Below are 19,720 nucleotides of genomic sequence, written 5' to 3'. Positions count from 1 at the left end.
CCCTTCTGCCTATTGAGGCGACTTGCTCAGCAAGTCAAAGAGGCATACTAAACAGAATTGCCTATTTTCAGGGTAAAAAACATGCGCTATTTTCTACCTGTGCTGCTGTTGGTTTCCTGCAAACTTTCCGCTCAGTATGTGGACCTGAGCTGGCAGCCTTCTTTTTATTGTCAGCCTGCTGAGATTATCCCTTATGGTGGGGAATGGTTTGTTATAGCCAAAACCTATAATAACAAACGGTATGAATCTGGTGGTTACGCAGCATTGATTAATGATTCTGGTATTCAGCGGGAACAATACACAAACTGGACGAGCGCTAATGGCTTGTACAATGCCGCTGTAAATGGCAAGGGGCAACTAGCATGGTCAGGATCACAGGGGTCATGTGACTTTTATACCGATAGTGCAATAGCTACTTTCAATTCAAACGGGGAGCAAATAAAGCTGTTGCAAAACGGAGAAGCCCCCCATTCGGTATACCACATCGCCGGACTTCCAGAGGGCCATTTTGTCACAAATGGCTTGCAGGGCACAATACTGCTGGACTCGGCACTAAACATCAAGCACAGCAATTATCCTACACTTGCAAGAGACATCAAAAGCAACGGTGATTCTATAGTATGGTTTCATACCAGGAGCTTTATTCCACCATACCCAGTCAGGCTCCACAGAAGAATCTACAGAGGAGACTTACTATCTCCCAGCCCTCATTCGGAATTGGAAGGTTTCTCTTCACCGGACTATGTAGCTATTCGCGATTTCCACGCCAGTGGGCCACAAATTTGCGCAATTATTGACAGTACGATTTGGACTTCTGAGTATCCCTTTACCACATCGCAGAGCAAAGAGATCGTCTGGTCTGGCGTCGAATACCAGCACATTCAATACTATGAAGGGCATTACTACCTGTTTGGGATGGATGCCAGTAACCGGACCTGGATGCAAAAGCGTTCTGCAGATCTGAACACCTGGGAGAACTTTCTCCTTCCCTGGGATGCTTATTTGTGGGATATTGCAATACAGGAGGGCACGATTGCACTATTAGGCGACCGGCTTATTCCAGATGGCGGGCGCTTTCCTCCACTATCCCGCCCAACTTCTATGCCTAATGGAGGCGCGGCCAATCTAATCGCCTTTAGAACCATACCTTTAGAGGATTTTGCGACTGCCGAGACAGATGCCGATATTGCTATCCATAATATTACATGGTCGGGCGAGTACTCTATTTTGGAACCTCCTATTATTTGCTATGGTGAAGACGGCTCCTTTGGCATTGTGACGCTCAGCGGTTTCAGTATTGAAGTCCTTAATAAAGGCAGCGTTCCTGTTTCCGGTGTATCCGTAAGCACCCGAAGACGAACCTGCGGCGATTTCAGAGACCCGTGTGGAACCGTATTTGGCTTTTGGTTCCCATTCACAGAAGTGACGATCCCGCCCGGAGGCAGTGCTACACTTAACATTGACGAAGAAATGCAGTTCTTACTACAGGATCTGGAGCCCCCCTACGAGCTCTGCTTTTGGGCTACAGCCCATGGCGCACCGACGGAGCATACTTATCAGGATAATCTGCTCTGCACCAATCTGGATATCCACAAGGGAGCGCCGCCCGAACCCAGCTGGCGAGTCTCCCCTAACCCGGCGGAACATTGGGTGGACATCACACTGCCTTCCGGGCTGGATACCGGCAGCGAGCTCCTGCTTTACCATTCCAATGGACAAATACTCAGGCGCAGCACCTTAAGCCCCGGTACGCTAAAGCACCGGTTTGCGCTGGAGCAATTGCCGGCAGGGCTGTACGCTATTGTCTGGCTGCATGGGGATACGCAAAACGTTAAGCGCTTCATAAAAGCCCCCTGACAACCGTTAAGGGCGGGCTAAAGTGGGTAAGGGCTGTACACGCAATGCTCTGCGGTTTGTATTTTCAATGCCAAACCCCTTGGTATGAAAAAATACATTTACCTGCTGCTGTTGCTCACCGCCTGTCAGTCCCCAAGACAAGCTTTCGAAGCCGGTGAGTACGACAAAGCCTTCAAAAAAGCCCTTGACCGGTTTGAGCACAATCAGGGCGACCCCGAACTCCGGACACTTATGCGGCGGTCCGCTGAGCAAATTTTGCAACGCGAGCACGACCTGCGTGATCAACTTTACGCCTCTGATGATCCTGCCGATTGGGCTGAAGCCCTCGACCGCAATGCGGACCTGCAAGAACAGCTCTCCCCTGCCCTACCCTACCTGCAGAGCACCCTGCAATTTGAGCTGGACGGGCTGCAAAGCGAATACCAACGTACCCGCCCCTTGATCTATCAGGCTTACCTGGACCGTGGCCGGCAAAGGATGCTGGAGTTTGACACTACCGGCCGCAAGTCCACGGCTCAGGCAGCCTATTTTGACTTCAGGCATGCGGAGGAATATGCCGGCAATTCGGTGGAAGCCTCACTCGACTCCCTGTTAAAAGCAGCACGTAAGGGTGGAACGCTTCAGGCACGGGTAGAACTCGATCCGCCCTTTTTCTACCGCTTTGATACCGAGCGGGCGCTGGACCACCTTGCCGGGCCTGCCGGGGACTTTTATCAGCTGAGCTATAATCTAAATCCCGCTGAGGCGGACTGCGTCATCCGGATCAACTTCAGTGATTTGGATGTTGACGAATGGGAGGACAGTAGTCAGGAGCACTATACGGAGCAGGTTGTCACAGGGTACGATACGGAGCGCGACACGAGCGGCAACACCTACGAAGTACCTGTACATGAAGAGGTTTCAGGCACCGTATCTTACATCACGCATCATAAGCGGGCGAGCCTTTCCGTATCGGTGAACATCATCAATCAGAGTGGGCAGTGTACCATGTCGGGCTGCTCTTTTTCGGATCAGGTGGAAGCCCGGGACGAGCAAATCGAGATTTCGGGAGATACCCGGGCTATCCCCTCGCACATCACGGAGACCCACTTCAGCGACCTGCCAGATGACGACGATTTGGCGGAGGAACTGATTGATGCATTGGCACGGAGGGTAGTCGGGTGTTTGCGGTAAGAAATCTCTACCCATTTTATATGGAGTATTCCCTATCTTAGGAGGTACAAAATGCCTAAGTCATGAAAAAATACGCAACAGAAATCAAATGGGCGCTGATCTTTTGTGGGGCAGCCCTGGCCTGGATGGTCTTTGAGAAAGCGATGGGGTGGCATGGCCCCAAAATTGAGAAGCACCCTTACATGACCAACATTTTCGGGCTGGTAGCCATCGTCATTTATGTGTTGGCGCTTCGGGAAAAGCGGGAAAAGCTGGGCGGGCAGATGACCTGGAAGCAGGGGTTTATGTCTGGGTTGATCATTAGCATTATTGTTGCGCTGTTGAGCCCGCTGACACAGTGGCTGACGCACGCAGTAATCTCTCCGGAGTACTTCTCCAATGCCATTGCCTATTCAGTAGAGGTGGGCTATCATGACTCACCCGAAGCCGCCGCCGAGTACTTTAACTTGCAGTCTTATATGATGCAGGGCGGCATTGGTGCTATTATCATGGGAGTGGTGACCTCAGCCGTGGTTGCCATTTTTCTGAAGCGTAGTCCGGAGACTGCTTAACGACAGGAAGGGCTACAGTTTTGATGCTGCAGCCCTTCGGTTTTGTTTATTTCTGTTTTCCTCTAGAACTCCGCATTGCCCGGCGTACGCGGGAAAGCAATCACGTCACGGATATTGCCCATACCGGTGATGAACTGTACCATGCGCTCGAAGCCCAGCCCAAAGCCGGCGTGAGGCGCACCGCCGAACTTGCGCAGTTCGAGGTACCACCAGAGTTCTTCCTCGTGTACGTTCATATCAGCCATACGTGTCTTTAGCACATCGAGCCGCTCTTCCCGCTGTGAGCCGCCGATCACCTCCCCGATGCCCGGGAAGAGGACGTCCATTGCGGCTACGGTTTTGCCCGGCACGCCTTCCTGCTCATCGTTCATGCGCATGTAGAAAGCTTTGATAGACGCCGGGTAATCGCGCACAATGACTGGCTTTTGGAATTTCTTTTCTACCAGGTAGCGTTCGTGCTCTGCCTGCAGGTCTTTGCCCCACTCCACATCGTATTCGAACTTCCCTTTCTTGTAAGGCTTGGAATTGCGTAGGATATTGACCGCATCGGTGTAGGTGATCCGCTCGAAGTCGTTGTCCACCACAAACCGCAGGGTCTCGATGAGCCCCATAGCGCGGCGCTCGTTTTTGGGCATGTTTTTCTCCAGATTCTGAATGCGCTGATCCAGGAATTCAAGCTCTGCACTGTAGTTTTCCAGGATATGGTTGATGAGGTACTTGCAGAAGTCCTCCGCCAGGTCCATATTGTCAAAGATATCGTAGAAAGCAACCTCCGGCTCAATCATCCAAAACTCGGCCAGGTGGCGGGAAGTGTTGGAGTTTTCCGCACGGAAAGTGGGCCCGAAGGTGTACACTTTGCCCAGGGCCAGGGCACCGATTTCGGCCTGCAGCTGACCAGATACTGTAAGGTTAGTTGGCTTTTCGAAGAAGTCTTCCTTGAAGTCCACTTCGCCTTCTTCCGTCCGCGGCGGATTGCTGATGTCCAGGTTGGTCACCCGGAACATCTCGCCCGCGCCTTCTGCATCGCTCCCCGTGATAATGGGGGTGTGCATGTAGAAATAGCCATTATCATTGTAATACTTATGGACGGCATAGGCAATACCATGACGGATGCGGAATACCGCACTGAAAGTATTCGTGCGCATGCGGAAGTGCGCTTTTTCGCGCAAGAACTCCAGGGACTGTACCTTCGGCTGCATGGGATATTCCTCCGGATTAGCAGCACCCAGGATTTCCACCGTGTCTGCCAGCAGCTCTACATCCTGGCCCGCGCCCTGTGACTCCACGAGTTTGCCGGTAGCCTTGATGCAGGCGTGGAAAGAGATTTGCTTCAGTACGTCCTCCGGGATCTGCTCAAAATCCACAACGACTTGCAGTGTGCCCATGCTCGTACCGTCATTCAGGGCAATGAAACGGTTGGAACGGAAGGCCCGTACCCAGCCCATAACGGTAAGCTCCTGCCCTACGCGGGGCTTAAAATCTTCCAGTATCGTTTGAATCTCTGTGCGCTTGCTCATCTTTCGTTTTTTAGCGTGCCACCAAATGAATGCGCGAAAATAGGGCTTTTGGGAAAAAGGGGGAAATTTAAAGGCCCGCTACTTTCGGGATTTGTAGCGGGCCTTTAACTTCTGTCAGGATATTGGGCTTCGGAGCTCTGATGCTATGGATTTAGAATAGCGTATTGTACGCTCAGCTGCAGGGATTGATTGAGGAGTTTGGGGCGCGCGCCTTCAAAAACTATAGGATCGCCATTTCCATCTGTGAATTCGGCATCTAATGTTGTCAACAACCCATGAAAAGCTCTCAGGTTGACCGTAAACCGATCGTTAAAGTCGTAGCCAAGCCCTAGTACGGCTGCTAAATCCGTATCCTCGTAGAGCCTACCCATAATCTCTTCATTACCAAAAGGCTCTCCTTCCAAAAGGGATTCTGCCTTCAACATGAAGCTAACTGCCGCTCCTGCTTCAATATAGAAGCTATTGACCGGATAAAACCGGACCAATATCGGAATATCAAAGTAATCAAGCCGAACACCCGAGTCTACCCCAAGGATATCTTCATCGTTGCGGAAACCTCTTCGTGAAAAAGCAGGAGCCATTAAAACTCCAAAAGTTGAGGAAAAGGGCAATTCAACAGACAAACCAGCCTGAAATCCGGGAACAGCTAAATTACCTTCATTAGAAGGCATCGTCTGACCCAGAAATTCGAATTGATTATACCATCGTACCGTCGAAATATTCCCCCCGGCAGAGAAGCTAATCTTTGGACGAAGCTGAGCGGAAAGTGAAGTTGCGGCTGTGAGCAGCAGAGCGGTTAGGATAAGTGGTCTCATGATTTTTAATGTTTAGTTGATTGATAAACGAAAAAAACCGGGCGACCACGCGAACCTATCCAAACTTTAACATTGTTAAATTGCAGGCTAGTACCTCAAGTCATAGATCTCTGATACTTAAGTTGAAGTTATTTTTCGACTTATCAAGGCGAAGAGTAGGCGGAAAATAACGAAACTTGGGGTGTCAAGGATTTATGGCTTGAGGCGCTAGTGTTCTTCCGGAGGATTTAGCCTGACCTCTTGAATGAGTGCCTCCACTTCTTCCTCGGGCAGGTCGACGAGCTCTGCAATATCTGCTACAGACATCCCTTTGCGGTCTGCCCGGAAGACAAACAGGCGTGTCTTTTGCCATTTTCCTTTTTCAAGACCTTTTTCAAGACCTTTTTCAAGACCTTCTTTAAGGCCTTTCTGAATACCCGTATTGCGCCCTTCCCTCATGGCCTGGGCTTTGAGTTCCTGTATAATTGCCTCTTCTATACCCATCGCTTTTCTAGATTTTGTGATACCTCGGACTTGTTCTTCAAATTTAAAGCTAAATTCTGATTTTTGAAAGGGTAGGAAAATCCTCTGCCAAATCTTCTATTAGCCCTTTCCAAAGTATATCGTGGGGTACCATGCTGCAATATAAACAAAATATATCAATTTATTTGTTTTTATTCAAAAAATACCTTTCTGCCCGCTCCATTATAGCTCTAAACTTCTCAGGCGGCGGGGACCCCACCTTCACCTGGCCCGCGGTGCAGGGATGATTAAAAACGATGGACACCGCACTTAGGAAAAGTCCTTTTTTGCGCAATAGCGGCTTGTCTTCAGGTGTGTAGGCTTCATCGCCCAGAATAGGAGTGCCCAGGTGAGCCAGGTGCCGCCGTATCTGATGGGTGCGCCCGGTATGCAGGTGCAGCTCCAGCCATGACAGCCATTCACAATTCAGAGAACGGCATTCTTCCAACTTGCTGAATGTAGTGAGTGCGGGTTTCCCATCTAAGGATTCTTCTATTCGCCCTTCTGTGGGCGTACGGCCGCAAACTATGGCCTGATAGACTTTCTCAATCTCCCGCTCTTCAAATGCTCTTCCTAATCTGACTTGCGCGGAACGGGTCTTTGCAATTACGACCGGGCCCGAAGTGGGTCCGTCCAACCGGTGCACCGGCATGCCCCAGGGCAGGGCGTCTGCAACAGGAGAACGCTGTAGTTGTCCGACCAAAGCATTCACAAGCGTACGGTAATGATTGCCACTTACCGGTAGACCGGGAGGTTTGTGCACAACTGCGAGAAAATCATCTTCGTAGAGTACAGGGATCGAAAAAGGAAATGCTTTTGGAGGCGTCAGGTCCAATTCAAGCAAAACAATGTGCATGCTGGGTTTCACCCAAATAGCCGTAGTTGCCAGTTCTCCATCCACAAGTACAGCACCTCGCTGAATGGCTTTCTTGCCTCCTTTCCGGCTGGGGAGGGTTTCAAAAACCTGATGCAGGTAGTCACTCAGCCTGACCGGGGAAACACCCGGTGGTACGATATGCTCTTCAAGAACTTCCACTACTTAAAGAAAACGAGATTGAAGATCGGGCGATGGAATCATGCAGGCATCTTTTTTTCCGAACCAACGGTACCGGTTGCGGGCAATCCAGTCATAGACGGCGTTGCGTATGGGGCGGGGCACCACGATGAAAGCATAGAGCAAAGACCACCCACCCCCAAGCTGTCTGGCGACCCGAAGCGCTGCCTCAGACCGTGCATACAACTGATCATCCTGAATCAGCACCACCGAGCTCAGGTCCGATGGGCGGTTTTCAAAGCGGCTAAGCACGGCCTGCCCTTCTTCCGATTGCAGGGAAGCAAAGCGGAAACGGGCATCGGGGTCCCGCTCAATGATAAACTGAACGGAGCCATTGCATAAATTACAAACCCCATCAAAAAGCAGCACTGGGTGTTCGGTTGTATTCATACTTACATAACAGATCTGCCAAAGCAGAGTTTTTTACTTAAACAGGGCATAGTATAGCTCCTGCACTTTAGACACGGCTTTCACTTCAATATCATACCGCCCGGTGTCCAACCCTTTGGTATTGTACTTTGAGATGTAGATTTCCTTAAAGCCCAGCCGGTTGGCTTCCTGAATACGTTGCTCTACCCGGTTGACGGTCCGTATCTCCCCGGAAAGCCCCACCTCGCCCGCAAAGCATACATCCGTTGGGATCGCAACATCCTCCAGAGAAGAAATGAGTGCAGCAACGATCGATAAATCAATGGCAGGGTCATCCACCCGTATGCCCCCGGCGATATTCAGGAAGACATCGTTTTGGGCAAAGAACAACCCCGCTCGCTTCTCCAGGACAGCCAGCAGCATCCCCAAACGCCTAAGGTCAAAGCCGGTAGCCGAGCGTTGAGGTGCGCTGTATACCGAAGTGCTCACCAACGCCTGTGTTTCAATCAGCATGGGGCGCAGACCTTCTATAGTAGCGGCCACGGCACTGCCGCTCAGGTCTTCATCTTTTTGGGAAAGTAAGAGCTCGGAAGGGTTGGAGACTTCCCGAAGCCCGCTGGCCTGCATCTCATAAATCCCCAGTTCATCAGTGCTCCCGAATCGGTTTTTGATGGTGCGCAGAATGCGGTAGGTATAGTTGCGGTCGCCCTCAAACTGTAGCACGGCATCCACAATATGCTCCAAAAGCTTAGGTCCGGCAATAGAACCTTCCTTAGTAATATGCCCAATGATAAAAACGGGGATATGCTCCTCTTTTGCAAACCGCTGCAGCTCACCGGCACACTCCCGAACCTGAGAGACACTGCCCGGCATAGAATCGATATGCGGGCTGGACAGGGTTTGGATAGAGTCAATGATCACCAAAGAGGGGCGCAGGTTTTGGGCATGTTTCAGAATCTTGCTCGTATTGGTCTCCGACAGGATGTAGCAGTTCTTAGCTTCCCCTCCGATCCGGTCCGCGCGCATTTTGATTTGCTCGTCACTTTCTTCTCCGGATATGTATAATATGGTGAAGGGCACATGCATTGCCAACTGCAGAAGCAGCGTGGACTTACCTATGCCAGGCTGCCCCCCAATAAGCACGAGAGAACCGGGTACAATACCTCCGCCAAGTACCCGGTTAAGCTCGGCATCCGGTGTAGTGAGCCGAGTCGTTTCTCCGGCCTCTATTTCCGGCAGTGGCACGGGCTTGCTCTTTGATGCTTTTTCCTGAGTCCGCCAGCTTTTATCCTTGGATTCGGTTACGGTATCTCTGGAAATCACTTCCTCAATGTAAGTATTCCATTCTCCACAATGTGGGCATTTCCCAATCCACTTTGGTGAAGTGGCGCCACAATTACTGCAAGCAAAAATTTTTTTTACCTTCGCCAACCTTTTTCTATTTTTGATGTTAAGTGTTCAAATTCAGGCGCTAAGATAGGATTGTAGAAAACAAGAGTTGCCTAAAATTGAGATGGTGTTTTTAAAAAAAATTATTTTTTCACTACATTTACACTGTCAAAGATAACTTAACCTTTTACTGAGCGAAATTTGTACCTTCGATAAAAATGTAGCCTGGTAGACAACTGGCTTCATTCCTAAGCTGGAAGTAAAGATAATTTCGTTTATTACACGTAAATTTCAGGGATTAAACTGCTCTTACTTCCGAAGTAAGAAATCCCAAGATATATGTAGATTGTTTTCATTTGGTTTTTTGGGGTTATACAGGGTGCTGTACTTCGGTACAGTGACCCTGTTTTTTTTACCGGTCTGCGCATCTGACGCATTCGGTACTCTCTGGCATATACATGAGGCGGGCGGGCGCAATCGGGCGCTTACAACGGGCGCAAATACCAAAGTTTTCCGCATCAATTTTCGTTAGTGCAATTTTAAGGTTGGTCAGTTTCCGCCTTGCTGAGCGTAAGGCCGCTTCAGAGACGCCTCTGTTGTTGATGGCATCCATCCGGCTGACTCTCCCTATAGCATTTTCAGGGGCAATAGGCTTAGTTGCCTCTTCCAACCGCTCCAATTCGGCAGTAGTTTTAACAATTGCGGCTTCAATCTTTGATTTTAATGCGCTTCGTTCCTCTCGTTTCATACCTATCTCTAAAAAGTGTCAAAAAAAACGTGGGAAGCCATCACGCTACCCACGTTTCCATGCTTAGGACAGCCGGACTAACATAAGCCCACCCTCCGATTCATTGCCTCAGGCTTTAGCTTTAATCATTCGATGAGAAAATGGCAATCAGCCTCAGGATTTCAATGTAAAGCCAGACCAGCGTAATCAGCAGCCCCATGGCAGAAAACCACTCCATGTAAGCTGGGGCACCGTACTGCTCTCCCTTATCAAAATTGTCGAAATCCAGCAGAAGATTCATGGCGGCTACGCCAATAATGAGCAGGCTGATACCGATACCAATCATACCTCCATCATGAAGATAAGGCAGATTAATCCCAAAGAAGCTGAGAACGAAATTCAGCATATAGACCACGAAAATAGCGCCCGTAGCCATGATGATGCCACTACGCAGCTTTTGAGTCACTTTGATGATGCCTGTCTTATAGAAAAACAACATCAGGAAAAACACAGCACTGGTCAGGGTAACTGCCTGAAAAATGATGCCATCGAAGGCACTGGCGTATACTGCTGAAATACCACCAACAAAGAGGCCCTCAAGGGCTGCATAAATAGGGGCAAGAATCGGGGAATACTCCAGCTTGAAAGTGGCAATCAACACCACGATCAGACCGCCTATGGCACCACCCCACATTAGCAGGGGGTTAGCCGCAGCGTAGCTGAGTACGGCCGTTGCGACCATCAATGCGCCCAATAATAAAGATTTGTTGACCGCACCGGATACTGTCATCCGGTCTGTTTGAGTGCCTGCCTGTGTCATATCAGCATCCAAGACCTGATTGGAGGCCTTCTGGAAAGCCTTTTCACTCATGACAGGATTACGCGATTGGAAAAAACCTTTCTTTCTACTCATTTTAGTACATAGGTTAGTGAAATGCTGTTCTAATATAGAACGCGCTCTTCAAAACTACAATTAATTCTGCTTTTTGTTGTCTGCCAGGATTGAACCTCCCGTATCTAAAGGTGTTTCTTTCCTGATACAAAGCTCAAGCGTACGTATTTTTCCGTACTTTTGCGATTACAAAAGAAAAATTGTGCCTTATACTATTTCAGCTATTCCATTTTTCGACAATACACCTATACGATAACTTCCAAACAACCAACTTTTTACAAGTATATAGATTCAGAAAAAGATAAAACACTTCAATAGTAAATGACAAATACCAACGGGATACCACTCATTAAGATTGGCGTTTTTTACGATGGAAATTACTTCTACCATGTCAGTAATTTCTACAATTATGTACACGAACGCAAGACCCGAATCAGCATTAAGGGGCTGCACGAATTTATTCGCCATAAAGTTGCAGAACTCGAAGGAGACGGGACTAATGTTAATCACTGCCAGATTGTTGACGCGCACTATTTCAGAGGCCGGCTGAGCGCTTCTGAGGTGAGCCATAAAGGCAAGCAGCTGTATTACGAGCGTGTCTTTGACGACATCCTCATGTCTGAAGGCGTCACCACACACTATTTGCCCCTGCGCAACAACAACTATGGGCGGAAGGCGGAGAAAGGCATAGATGTGCTGCTGGCGCTCGAGGCTTTCGAGCAGGTCTTCTACAAGCAGTTCGATGTACTGGTGCTCATTGCTTCCGACAGCGACTACGTACCCCTCATCCGTAAGGTCAATTCCCGGGGCACAAGAGTAATGGTGCTCTCGTGGGACTTCGAGTATACCGATGACTACGGCAACCAAAGAGCTACCCGTACTTCACAGGATTTGCTGGAGGAGGTGACCTACCCTCTGGCAATGCATGAGATCATTGATAACCGGGTGACCCGGGACTCTCATATTGTCAATAACCTTTTTGTCCCCAAAACGGACCATTACACCAAAAAGGATTATCGGGGAGATAATCATCACAGCTACAAGGAACAGCCTGAAAAAGAAGAGGAACCTGTCACAGAAGTAATGATCACTCAGGACGGAGCCTATCACTCCAGCACCATACTATCCCTTAAGGAAGGGTTTGGCTTCATTGCTTACCCACCTAATAATCTGTTCTTCCACCATTCTGAAGTACAGAACTGTGATTTCAATGACTTGCTGGTCAACGACCGGGTGGAATTCCGCCTGGGCAAGAACCAAGAAACTGGCCAGGACATCGCTATCGACGTGTACCTGCAGGAAGATGATGAAGAATAAATTGCTTTCCAGCCGGGCGTAGCGCATTCTAACCGAGCATAGCTACGCCCGGTTTTCCTTCCCAAACCTATTTTCCCCATGCTCCAGTTGAAAGATTGGTACGAATCCGGACAGTACTTCCAATTTGATGATTACCGGATATTCTACCAGGAAGCCAGTACGGAAAAGCCCCGTACCCTGGTCTTGCTGCATGGTTTCCCCACCTCAAGCTGGGACTGGCGGGCGCTCTGGGAGGAACTAGCGCTGGAATACCACCTCATAGCTCCCGATTTCCTGGGTTTTGGGTACTCAGACAAGCCTACAGATTATGACTACGAAATCTCAGAGCAGGCAGACCTGGTGGAGGCACTGCTGGATTCCATCGGCATCACCCAATACCACCTGCTTGCCCACGACTACGGAGACACCGTGGCTCAGGAATTGCTCGCACGGGAGTCGGGAAGCGATGCGCCCCTGAAGATACAATCCATTATATTGCTCAATGGCGGACTGTTTCCCGAAACCCATCAGCCCCGGCCTATTCAAAAGCTACTGCTGAGCCCTATTGGACAGTGGCTCACACCATTTTTATCCAGGAATACCCTAAAGCGGAATTTTGATAAAATATTTGGCCCCAACACCCGGCCATCCGCCCGTGAAATAGACGAGTGGTGGTCGCTCATCCGTTATAATAACGGGCAGCGGGTGTTTCACCTGCTCATCCGTTATATGGAAGAGCGGGAGCAATACCGGGAACGCTGGGTAAAGCCCATGTTCGAGCCTCCGGTCATGGTCCGGCTCATCGTTGGGGAAGCAGACCCCATTTCCGGCAGGCATATGGCGATGCGTTATAAAGAGCTCGTCAGAACCCCTGACATTCAATTACTGCCCGGAATCGGCCATTACCCACATACCGAAATGCCCAAACTGGTCCTTGAACATTGCTGGACGTTTTGGGAAAACCTGTAACGCTTTCTCCTGGTTGCGTTATGTTACTGCTATGAGTTCAAACTACCTCTTGCTTATTACTATTTTTACCGCGAGCCTTCTGACCGGCTGCCAGCCTGAAGCAGCCTCACCGGCAGTAAGCTTCTATTATTGGAAGTCGGCTTTTAAACTCAGCCCCACTGAACGGGAGTGGCTGGAGGCACACAAGGTGGAACGCCTTTACGTCAAGTACCTTGATGTGGATGTCGAGAACGGACAGGCCGTGCCCAAAGCCCCCGTCCGGTTTGCTGACTCCACCTACAAGAACTTTGAAATCGTGCCTTGTGTTTTCATCACCAATCGCACCTTCCAGGCGGCTGTCAATCCGGAAGACCTGGCAGAACGGGTATGGAAATACCTGCAAGAGATCAATACTGCCGGCCACCTCTCTCCTACCGTTTATCAGCTCGACTGTGACTGGAGCCCCTCCACTCAGGCGGCCTATTTCCGGTTTTTAGACCGGTTCCGGCAGCTTGCAGAAGGCCACACACTGACCGCCACTATCCGGTTGCATCAGTTGCGGTATCCGGAGCAAACTGGTGTGCCCCCGGTAGACCGTGGGGTGCTGATGTACTATAATATGGGAGATGTGCAAAACGTTGAAGAACCCAACAGCATTCTCAATACCCAAACTGCTGCCCATTACCTGACAACTGATATGCAATATGATTTGCCACTGGATTATGCCCTGCCGATGTTTTCCTGGGTACTGGCTTACCGGCTTGGTGAGTTGCATGCCATTATCAATCAGGGCACCTGCCAGAAGCTGGATACGCTGGCCGCAGCAGCAGCAATCGGCCCCAACCGGTACCGCATGCAGCAAAATGCCTATTTTGGGAATCATTATCTTAACCGGGGCGATCAGCTACGCTGCGAAGCGCCAACGGTAGCCGACCTTGAGACGGCCATCGATCAACTAAAACAGATTGACAACCACTGTGAGCACCTTCTCTTTTACCACCTTGACGAAAACCTATCCAATGCTTTTCCGAAAAACCTCCCACAGCATTTGGCTGACCGCCTCGCTACTCCTTAGTGTGGGCGTGCAATCCCTGAGCGCATGCGGCCCGTATGAGGATTCGTACCATTATTTCAACCTGTTCGTGCCGGAATGGCTGTTCAGTGATGAGTATGAGCCTACTTTCTATACTGCAGACGATTATTATCATATCTGGGCAGAGGCAGACTACCCGGATGCCAACCTACAGAGCTGGCAGCAGTTTTTTGAGCAGCCTTTGAAGGAAGAACCGCTCCGCAAAGTGCTGTACGACAGCTGGATTGAAGGGTATGAAAATGTTAGCCGGGAGGTCCTGGTGAAATCACTGCTCTTTGAAGGCTCGCTCATCTCCATACCCAGACAGGAAGCCTCCAAACAATACTTGCTGCTCGCCCTGGAAATGGAAGCACTGGCCAACCGGCCCACCGACACCTGGGGGTATCAGGGGCAGGAAAAGCTCAGCCCGGAGGCTGCTGCGGATTTAATTCAGCGCCTGAAGGAAGCCCTCGAGCGTGAAAAATTCCCCTTCCTGAAAAACCGCTATGCTTTCCAACTGCTAAAAGCGTACCGCTATACCGGTCAGGCACAGGAAGCGATTCAGTTTTACAAAAAGTACTTTGCGCCCCTGAAACAGAAAGACCTGATCAGTTACTGGGCCATGGACCACTACGCTGGCTTGTTGCTGCAGACCGGCGCAAACGGTGAAGGCTATTACCACTTTCTGAAAGTCTTTGAACAAGCCCCTAGCCGCCGCCACAGTGCTTACTACAGCTTCAATATTTCCACAGAGGAAGACTGGGCTGCCACCTACAAGCAATGCCAAAACCCGAAAGAGAAGGCGCTGATGCATTTTATCAGGGGGACCCGGCAGGAAGTGTTGGGCCTGGAAGATATGCGGTCTATTTTTGGCCTGATGGGCAACCATGAATGGCTGCGCATCGTGATGGCCAGGGAGATCAACAAGCTGGAAAGCAACAACCTGAGCTACTACGGTCAGCAGCCCATCGCGCAATTGATGCAGCGGGTAGACCAGGGACAGAGCCTGCTTAAAAATGAGGAATACGAAGATTATGCCGGACAGTTGCTCCGGTTTGCCACTACGGCTTACTACAATAACCGGGATGACAGCTTCTGGGTACTCGCTAAAGGCTACCTTGAGCTGTTGCTCGGCCGGCTACCCACTGCGCAAATCACCCTGGAGCAGGCTGGAGCGCTGGATGGCCCACACCAACGAATTCAGGGCGAACTGCTGCTCGCCATTCAGCTGTTGGGACAGGAGGAAACTTTGTCAAAGGAGCAGGAAAACACCATTGCTCTTCAGTTGGTGGAGCTGTTTGCAGACCCTATGGCCAATTGGTCCACCCAGCAAAATAACCAGGAATTCATCCTGGAGCTGCTTGCTTATCGCAAACGACAGGCTGGCGAAAGCATTATGGCCCGCCTGCTTGCCCGGGAAGTGCTTAGCTCCACCAAAACAGACCCTACAGAATCGGGTGTCGACAGCCTTCTCGCTTTCATCAACAAGCCTGCACACAGTGAGCTGGAACTGCTTGCCCTTAAGCACTTCACCGGCAATGAAAGCACCTGGTCTGCTTTTGTAAGGAATCCGGAAGCGGCATTGAGCGCAGTGCGTTATGATGTTTTGGATATTAAAGGGCGATTGCTGATGCGTGACCCTGAACAACTGGAGGCTGCCGTAGCTTTGTTTGACAGCTTGCCGGCTTCGTATGACTTCCCGCTGAAGGTAAACCCCTTCAATATGAGCATTAATGACTGTGTGCATTGCGCTTATTCCACTGCTGCCTCCTTTACCCGGAATACTTTTGTGCGCAAGCTGGCAGAAATTTATCAGATCGCGCAGGAGACCAACAGCCCCACCGACTACTACCTGCTGGGCAATGCCTACTACAATATGACCTACTTTGGCCCGGCTTACGAGATCATGAACTACTACCGCAGCGGCGTGTCCTATGAGGGTTTCTACGACTGCCGCGTGGCATTAAGCTTTTATGATAAGGCCATGAAATATGCTCAGGATACCGAAAGTGCGGCTCAGGCATGCTTTATGGCTGCCAAAGCTCAGCAAAAAGTCTTTTATGTGAAATCGCTCGCGGAGATGGACCAGGCAGATTACTGGTACGATAAGTTTATCATGGACGACTGGTCAGGTTCCACGCCCAATTTTGAGCAGGTAATGGGAAAAATGCAGGTCCAGGGGTATCTGTCTTATTTCAAGCGGCTCGAAGAGCAATATCGGCAAACCCGGTTTTTCCAACGGGCAATCCGGGAATGCAACTACCTGAATTACTATGTGAGCCAATAAAAAAAGCGCTGCCGCCAGGTTGTTGTACTGACGGCAGCGCTATGATTTTCTATTCGGTGCAACAGATGCTTAGAGGTTGTCGATGATGCGCTTCACCTCGTCTTTGCTCTCACCGATTCTTTTCTGAATGCGGCCGATAAGCTCATCTTCTTTTCCTTGCTGATAGGCAAGGTCATCATCTGTAAGCTCACCGTATTGGGCTTTAAGTTTGCCCTTCAGCTCATTCCAGTTACCCCGGATTTTATCATTTGTAGATCCCATATCATTTGGTTTTGATTAAAAAAAATTAGTCGTTGTCGGATAGTTCGCGGTCAATCTCTTCCAAAGTAGAGTTGACATTTGTTTTGAAGTCATCCCAGCCATCTTTGGCTACATTGCCAAGATTCCGGAACTTTTGATCCAGATCGTTGCTCCAGGCCTTGAGTTCATCAATTTCTTCCTGCATCTCTGCTCTGGCATCTTCAGATGCATTTTCGAGATTGCTTTCCAGCTCTTCGATTTCTTCATTCACCTCTTCACGGGCACGGTCTATTTCAGCTCTCATTTCTTCCTTGTCAGACCGGAAATTGTCAGCAAAGTCATTCGCTGCATTTTCTACCGAGTCTTCAGCATCGTCCATGGTATCATTGCTTTCGCTACCACAGGCGACCAGCCCGAAACTCAGCAATAAGGCGAAGAAAATCTTTGAAACTGCAATGGATTTCATAATAATTGGATTTTGATTGTTTTCAATTGAGGATTAATAAAACCGGCTGTCCGGATCAGTTTCATCAGCAGGTTCCACTGCTGGCTCAGGTGCACTTACGCGCTGCAGACGTGTGAAGTAAACCTGAAACCCGATCGAGAAGTCAAGCTGGTTTGTGTAAGTTGTTGTTTCATTGCGGGTACCTTGGTATTCGAAACTGGCATTGCTTCGCGCCCAGTTGTATTTGACAATTGCTTCAATGCCAATACCATCTGAACTATATATGGTAAAACCCGGACCAAAGCTGGCAGCCAGCACATCCGTACTTGTAGTCCGAGGATCATCTCCCACACGTATGCGGTCCTGGGAACTTCCAAAGCCAAAGTTGCCCTGTAGGAAAAACGCTTTATCTTCAGCGATGGGGAAGTAAACCCTGCCAAACGGACCAAAAAGCAAGTCACTGTCGTATTCTGTTTCATAATCCGTTTGCGGATCAGAAAGGTCGACCGGCTCTCTCAGGCGGTTGAGCGTGTAATCCATGCCGATACCAAGCGCGAAGTTATTTGTGACGAAGTAACCAATTCGGGGCGAGATATTAAATTGAGTACTCCGGGTGCCCTCATTATCTACAGAGGCTCCATCTGCCTCAATTTTGACGTTGGAATCGGCAGTCGAAAAGCCAATTGTACCTCCCATCATAAAATTTCCCTGGGAAGTAAAATCCTGGGCACTTAGGGTATTTACTGCCAGGCATAACAATAGTGCCCAGCTTCCGACACAAAAGTATCTGCTGTTCATGGTGCTGCTTTTGGTTTAGTGAGGGAAACGTATGCTGTTGTTTTCCCGTGACTGATTTCAATTAAGGAACGAGCAAGCTACTTCGATGTTCGTTTTGTGTCAGAAAGTAATTGCTTTTTGTATCATATCTGCTGCCTTCTCCGCAATCATCATAGCTGGTGCATTCGTATTGCCCCGTACTATAACCGGCATAATACTGGCATCTGCCACCCTAAGGTTTCGGATGCCCCGGACGGCTAAGTGCTCATCCACAACCGACATTTCATCCTGCCCCATTTTGCACGTCCCTACCGGATGGTAAAGGGATTGTGCCCAGCCACGGAGATACTCCACCACGGCAGGCTCCGTCTCCACCTCAGGCGGTGGCATAAAACGAGACCTGAGGTAGGGCGCAAAGGCCGGTTGGGCCATAATTCGCTCTGTGATGCGGTAGCCTCTGACCAGGGTCTGTATATCGCGCTCATCTGCAAGGTAGTTAGGGTCAATGTCCGGCCTGTCTTTGGGGTCAGGCGTTTTGAGCTGCACTTTGCCACGGCTGTGAGGGTAAATCAGCGTCATCCCCAGGCCCAGTCCATTTCCGGTTTTCGGGTTATCGAAACCATGCCTCAGAAAATAGCCGGGAGAGAAGTGCCACTGCAGATCAGGTGCTTGCAGTTCGGGCTGGCTCCTGAGAAAACCGCCGCACTCCGCCACGTTTGACGACAGCACCCCCTTCTTCCAAAGGAGATATTGCAACAGGTACCTGACGGACCACGGGAAACGCTCTGCGCTGTCGAGGGTGTTTTTCAGGTGAGTGTGATAAACACAGCCTGCCAGCAAATGATCCTGCAGGTTTTGCCCCACCCCCGGCAGGTGATGCACGACTTCTATGCCCTGCTTCTGCAATTCCTCCCCGGGGCCAACGCCTGAGAGCATTAAGAGCTGAGGGCTGTTAAAGCTGCCCGCACAGAGGATTACCTCCCGTTTTGCATAGGCTTTTATCGGTTGGTGGTCTTGTTCGTATTCCAGGCCAACCGCCTTTTTGCCTTCCCAAAGGATCCGGTGAGCCGTTGCCGTTGTCGCTACAGTTAAGTTGCTGCGGTGACGTACCGGCTCCAGAAAAGCTTTTGCCGCACTGCACCGTTGTCCTGCTCTCTGAGTAACCTGATAGAAACCAAAACCTTCCTGTACAGTACCATTAAAATCCGAATTCAAAGGGTAGCCCGCTTCAGCTGCTGCCTGCAACAACAACTTGCTTAAGCGGTGGTGGTGACGCCCCCGGCTCACCGTCAGCTCTCCGGAAGTACCGTGGTAAGCATCGTCAAACTCCAGGTTCTGCTCAAACCGCCTGAAGTAAGGCAGGACATCTTCATAACTCCATCCATTGTTGCCCAGCGCAGCCCATTGGTCATAATCTGCCCGATGGCCCCGAATGTAAATCATGGCGTTGATGCTGCTGCTGCCTCCCAGCACCTTACCCCTCGGCTGGTACATCCGCCGGTTGTTCATATGAACCTGAGGAGCAGAATCATCATTCCAGTCGAAGGCACTCCGGAAAAGCTTGCTGAATGCCAGTGGAATGTGAATGGATTTGTCACTATCCTCCCCACCGGCTTCCAGCAGGAGTATCCGGTGGTTGGATTGAGCAGAAAGGCGGTTGGCCAGCAGGCAACCTGAAGAGCCCGCCCCTACGATGATGTAGTCGAAAGTCATGGTTGTGCAATTTGGTTAAGGCTTTGGCGGGATTAAATTAGCGAAAATTCGCAACAAAAATCCGTTATCTCCTCCAAAAAAACAACAACTCAATTGC

General features: G+C 50.0%; 19 protein-coding genes. 7 read left to right on the top strand and 12 right to left on the bottom strand.

The features are described from left to right. Window positions 1–81: 81 nt before the first annotated feature. The 3 genes from IX84_RS15595 (at window position 82) to IX84_RS15585 (ending at window position 3,581) form a co-directional block, all read left to right on the top strand. Window positions 82–1,857: a T9SS type A sorting domain-containing protein gene (locus IX84_RS15595; RefSeq protein WP_044222728.1), complete on the top strand. Its 1,776-nt coding sequence runs from the start codon at window positions 82–84 to the stop codon at window positions 1,855–1,857. Between the two features lie 84 nt (window positions 1,858–1,941). Next, a complete protein-coding gene (locus IX84_RS15590; protein ID WP_044222725.1) occupies window positions 1,942–3,030 on the top strand; it encodes a hypothetical protein in 1,089 nt (362 codons plus the stop codon). 62 nt (window positions 3,031–3,092) lie between these two features. Beyond that, a complete protein-coding gene (locus IX84_RS15585; RefSeq protein ID WP_044222724.1) occupies window positions 3,093–3,581 on the top strand; it encodes a DUF4199 domain-containing protein in 489 nt (162 codons plus the stop codon). Between the two features lie 62 nt (window positions 3,582–3,643). Here IX84_RS15585 and asnS read toward each other — a convergent pair whose 3' ends face one another. From asnS to IX84_RS15545, 8 genes are all read right to left on the bottom strand, one after another. After that, entirely contained in the window at window positions 3,644–5,098 is a 1,455-nt protein-coding gene (gene asnS, locus IX84_RS15580) for an asparagine--tRNA ligase (RefSeq protein WP_044222722.1), read from the bottom strand. Between the two features lie 143 nt (window positions 5,099–5,241). After that, a complete protein-coding gene (locus IX84_RS15575; protein WP_044222720.1) occupies window positions 5,242–5,913 on the bottom strand; it encodes a porin family protein in 672 nt (223 codons plus the stop codon). 207 nt (window positions 5,914–6,120) lie between these two features. Beyond that, window positions 6,121–6,396, bottom strand: a complete 276-nt coding sequence (locus IX84_RS15570) for an RpnC/YadD family protein (protein WP_044222718.1) — start codon at window positions 6,394–6,396, stop codon at window positions 6,121–6,123. 160 nt (window positions 6,397–6,556) lie between these two features. Beyond that, complete coding sequence (locus IX84_RS15565; protein ID WP_044222714.1) at window positions 6,557–7,450, bottom strand: RluA family pseudouridine synthase; 894 nt, start codon at window positions 7,448–7,450, stop codon at window positions 6,557–6,559. 3 nt (window positions 7,451–7,453) lie between these two features. Further along, window positions 7,454–7,858, bottom strand: a complete 405-nt coding sequence (locus IX84_RS15560) for a thiol-disulfide oxidoreductase DCC family protein (RefSeq protein WP_044222710.1) — start codon at window positions 7,856–7,858, stop codon at window positions 7,454–7,456. 33 nt (window positions 7,859–7,891) lie between these two features. Beyond that, window positions 7,892–9,268 carry a DNA repair protein RadA gene (radA, locus tag IX84_RS15555; RefSeq protein ID WP_044222707.1) on the bottom strand — a complete coding sequence of 459 codons (1,377 nt, stop codon included), beginning with the start codon at window positions 9,266–9,268 and terminating at the stop codon, window positions 7,892–7,894. A gap of 370 nt (window positions 9,269–9,638) precedes the next feature. Then, entirely contained in the window at window positions 9,639–9,905 is a 267-nt protein-coding gene (locus IX84_RS15550) for a TraR/DksA family transcriptional regulator (protein WP_202965257.1), read from the bottom strand. A 190-nt stretch (window positions 9,906–10,095) separates the two neighbouring features. Continuing rightward, entirely contained in the window at window positions 10,096–10,866 is a 771-nt protein-coding gene (locus IX84_RS15545; protein ID WP_052516048.1) for a Bax inhibitor-1/YccA family protein, read from the bottom strand. A 300-nt stretch (window positions 10,867–11,166) separates the two neighbouring features. Between IX84_RS15545 and IX84_RS15540 the strand changes: the two genes are divergently transcribed. The 4 genes from IX84_RS15540 (at window position 11,167) to IX84_RS15525 (ending at window position 16,448) form a co-directional block, all read left to right on the top strand. Continuing rightward, a complete protein-coding gene (locus IX84_RS15540) occupies window positions 11,167–12,162 on the top strand; it encodes an NYN domain-containing protein (RefSeq protein ID WP_044222701.1) in 996 nt (331 codons plus the stop codon). Window positions 12,163–12,240: 78 nt separating this feature from the next. After that, window positions 12,241–13,110 carry an alpha/beta fold hydrolase gene (locus IX84_RS15535; RefSeq protein WP_044222698.1) on the top strand — a complete coding sequence of 290 codons (870 nt, stop codon included), beginning with the start codon at window positions 12,241–12,243 and terminating at the stop codon, window positions 13,108–13,110. Between the two features lie 49 nt (window positions 13,111–13,159). Next, on the top strand, window positions 13,160–14,164 hold the full coding sequence (locus IX84_RS15530; RefSeq protein ID WP_044222695.1) for a hypothetical protein: 1,005 nt from the start codon (window positions 13,160–13,162) through the stop codon (window positions 14,162–14,164). Further along, window positions 14,109–16,448 (top strand): hypothetical protein, encoded by a 2,340-nt coding sequence (locus IX84_RS15525; protein WP_044222692.1) that lies wholly within the window; start codon window positions 14,109–14,111, stop codon window positions 16,446–16,448. Before IX84_RS15530 ends, IX84_RS15525 begins: the two co-directional genes overlap by 56 nt. A gap of 69 nt (window positions 16,449–16,517) precedes the next feature. On the opposite strand, the gene IX84_RS15520 is transcribed toward IX84_RS15525, so the two are convergent. The 4 genes from IX84_RS15520 to IX84_RS15505 all read right to left on the bottom strand — a co-directional run bounded on the left by IX84_RS15520 (window position 16,518) and on the right by IX84_RS15505 (window position 19,623). After that, window positions 16,518–16,709 carry a CsbD family protein gene (locus tag IX84_RS15520; protein ID WP_044222688.1) on the bottom strand — a complete coding sequence of 64 codons (192 nt, stop codon included), beginning with the start codon at window positions 16,707–16,709 and terminating at the stop codon, window positions 16,518–16,520. 25 nt (window positions 16,710–16,734) lie between these two features. Then, window positions 16,735–17,154, bottom strand: a complete 420-nt coding sequence (locus IX84_RS15515; RefSeq protein ID WP_044222685.1) for a sll1863 family stress response protein — start codon at window positions 17,152–17,154, stop codon at window positions 16,735–16,737. A gap of 33 nt (window positions 17,155–17,187) precedes the next feature. Next, entirely contained in the window at window positions 17,188–17,931 is a 744-nt protein-coding gene (locus tag IX84_RS15510) for an outer membrane beta-barrel protein (RefSeq protein WP_052516047.1), read from the bottom strand. 99 nt (window positions 17,932–18,030) lie between these two features. Further along, window positions 18,031–19,623, bottom strand: coding sequence for a GMC family oxidoreductase (locus IX84_RS15505; RefSeq protein ID WP_044222682.1), 1,593 nt, complete (start codon window positions 19,621–19,623; stop codon window positions 18,031–18,033). Window positions 19,624–19,720: the final 97 nt, after the last annotated feature.

The sequence above is a fragment of the Phaeodactylibacter xiamenensis genome (genome assembly GCF_000759025.1).
Classification (GTDB): Bacteria; Bacteroidota; Bacteroidia; order Chitinophagales; family Saprospiraceae; genus Phaeodactylibacter; species Phaeodactylibacter xiamenensis.
The sequence above is the reverse complement of the archived record's forward strand: the minus strand, read 5'-3'. Positions and strand labels throughout refer to the sequence as shown.

Coding starts and splice junctions, on each gene's coding strand:
- IX84_RS15520 (WP_044222688.1), bottom strand. CDS start 16,709: ATGGGATCTACAAATGATAAAATCCGGGGTAACTGGAATGAGCTGAAG.
- IX84_RS15585 (WP_044222724.1), top strand. CDS start 3,093: ATGAAAAAATACGCAACAGAAATCAAATGGGCGCTGATCTTTTGTGGG.
- IX84_RS15570 (WP_044222718.1), bottom strand. CDS start 6,396: ATGGGTATAGAAGAGGCAATTATACAGGAACTCAAAGCCCAGGCCATG.
- IX84_RS15505 (WP_044222682.1), bottom strand. CDS start 19,623: ATGACTTTCGACTACATCATCGTAGGGGCGGGCTCTTCAGGTTGCCTG.
- IX84_RS15575 (WP_044222720.1), bottom strand. CDS start 5,913: ATGAGACCACTTATCCTAACCGCTCTGCTGCTCACAGCCGCAACTTCA.
- IX84_RS15515 (WP_044222685.1), bottom strand. CDS start 17,154: ATGAAATCCATTGCAGTTTCAAAGATTTTCTTCGCCTTATTGCTGAGT.
- IX84_RS15595 (WP_044222728.1), top strand. CDS start 82: ATGCGCTATTTTCTACCTGTGCTGCTGTTGGTTTCCTGCAAACTTTCC.
- IX84_RS15560 (WP_044222710.1), bottom strand. CDS start 7,858: ATGAATACAACCGAACACCCAGTGCTGCTTTTTGATGGGGTTTGTAAT.
- IX84_RS15545 (WP_052516048.1), bottom strand. CDS start 10,866: ATGAGTAGAAAGAAAGGTTTTTTCCAATCGCGTAATCCTGTCATGAGT.
- IX84_RS15535 (WP_044222698.1), top strand. CDS start 12,241: ATGCTCCAGTTGAAAGATTGGTACGAATCCGGACAGTACTTCCAATTT.
- IX84_RS15590 (WP_044222725.1), top strand. CDS start 1,942: ATGAAAAAATACATTTACCTGCTGCTGTTGCTCACCGCCTGTCAGTCC.
- IX84_RS15525 (WP_044222692.1), top strand. CDS start 14,109: ATGCTTTTCCGAAAAACCTCCCACAGCATTTGGCTGACCGCCTCGCTA.
- IX84_RS15540 (WP_044222701.1), top strand. CDS start 11,167: ATGACAAATACCAACGGGATACCACTCATTAAGATTGGCGTTTTTTAC.
- IX84_RS15510 (WP_052516047.1), bottom strand. CDS start 17,931: ATGAACAGCAGATACTTTTGTGTCGGAAGCTGGGCACTATTGTTATGC.
- asnS (WP_044222722.1), bottom strand. CDS start 5,098: ATGAGCAAGCGCACAGAGATTCAAACGATACTGGAAGATTTTAAGCCC.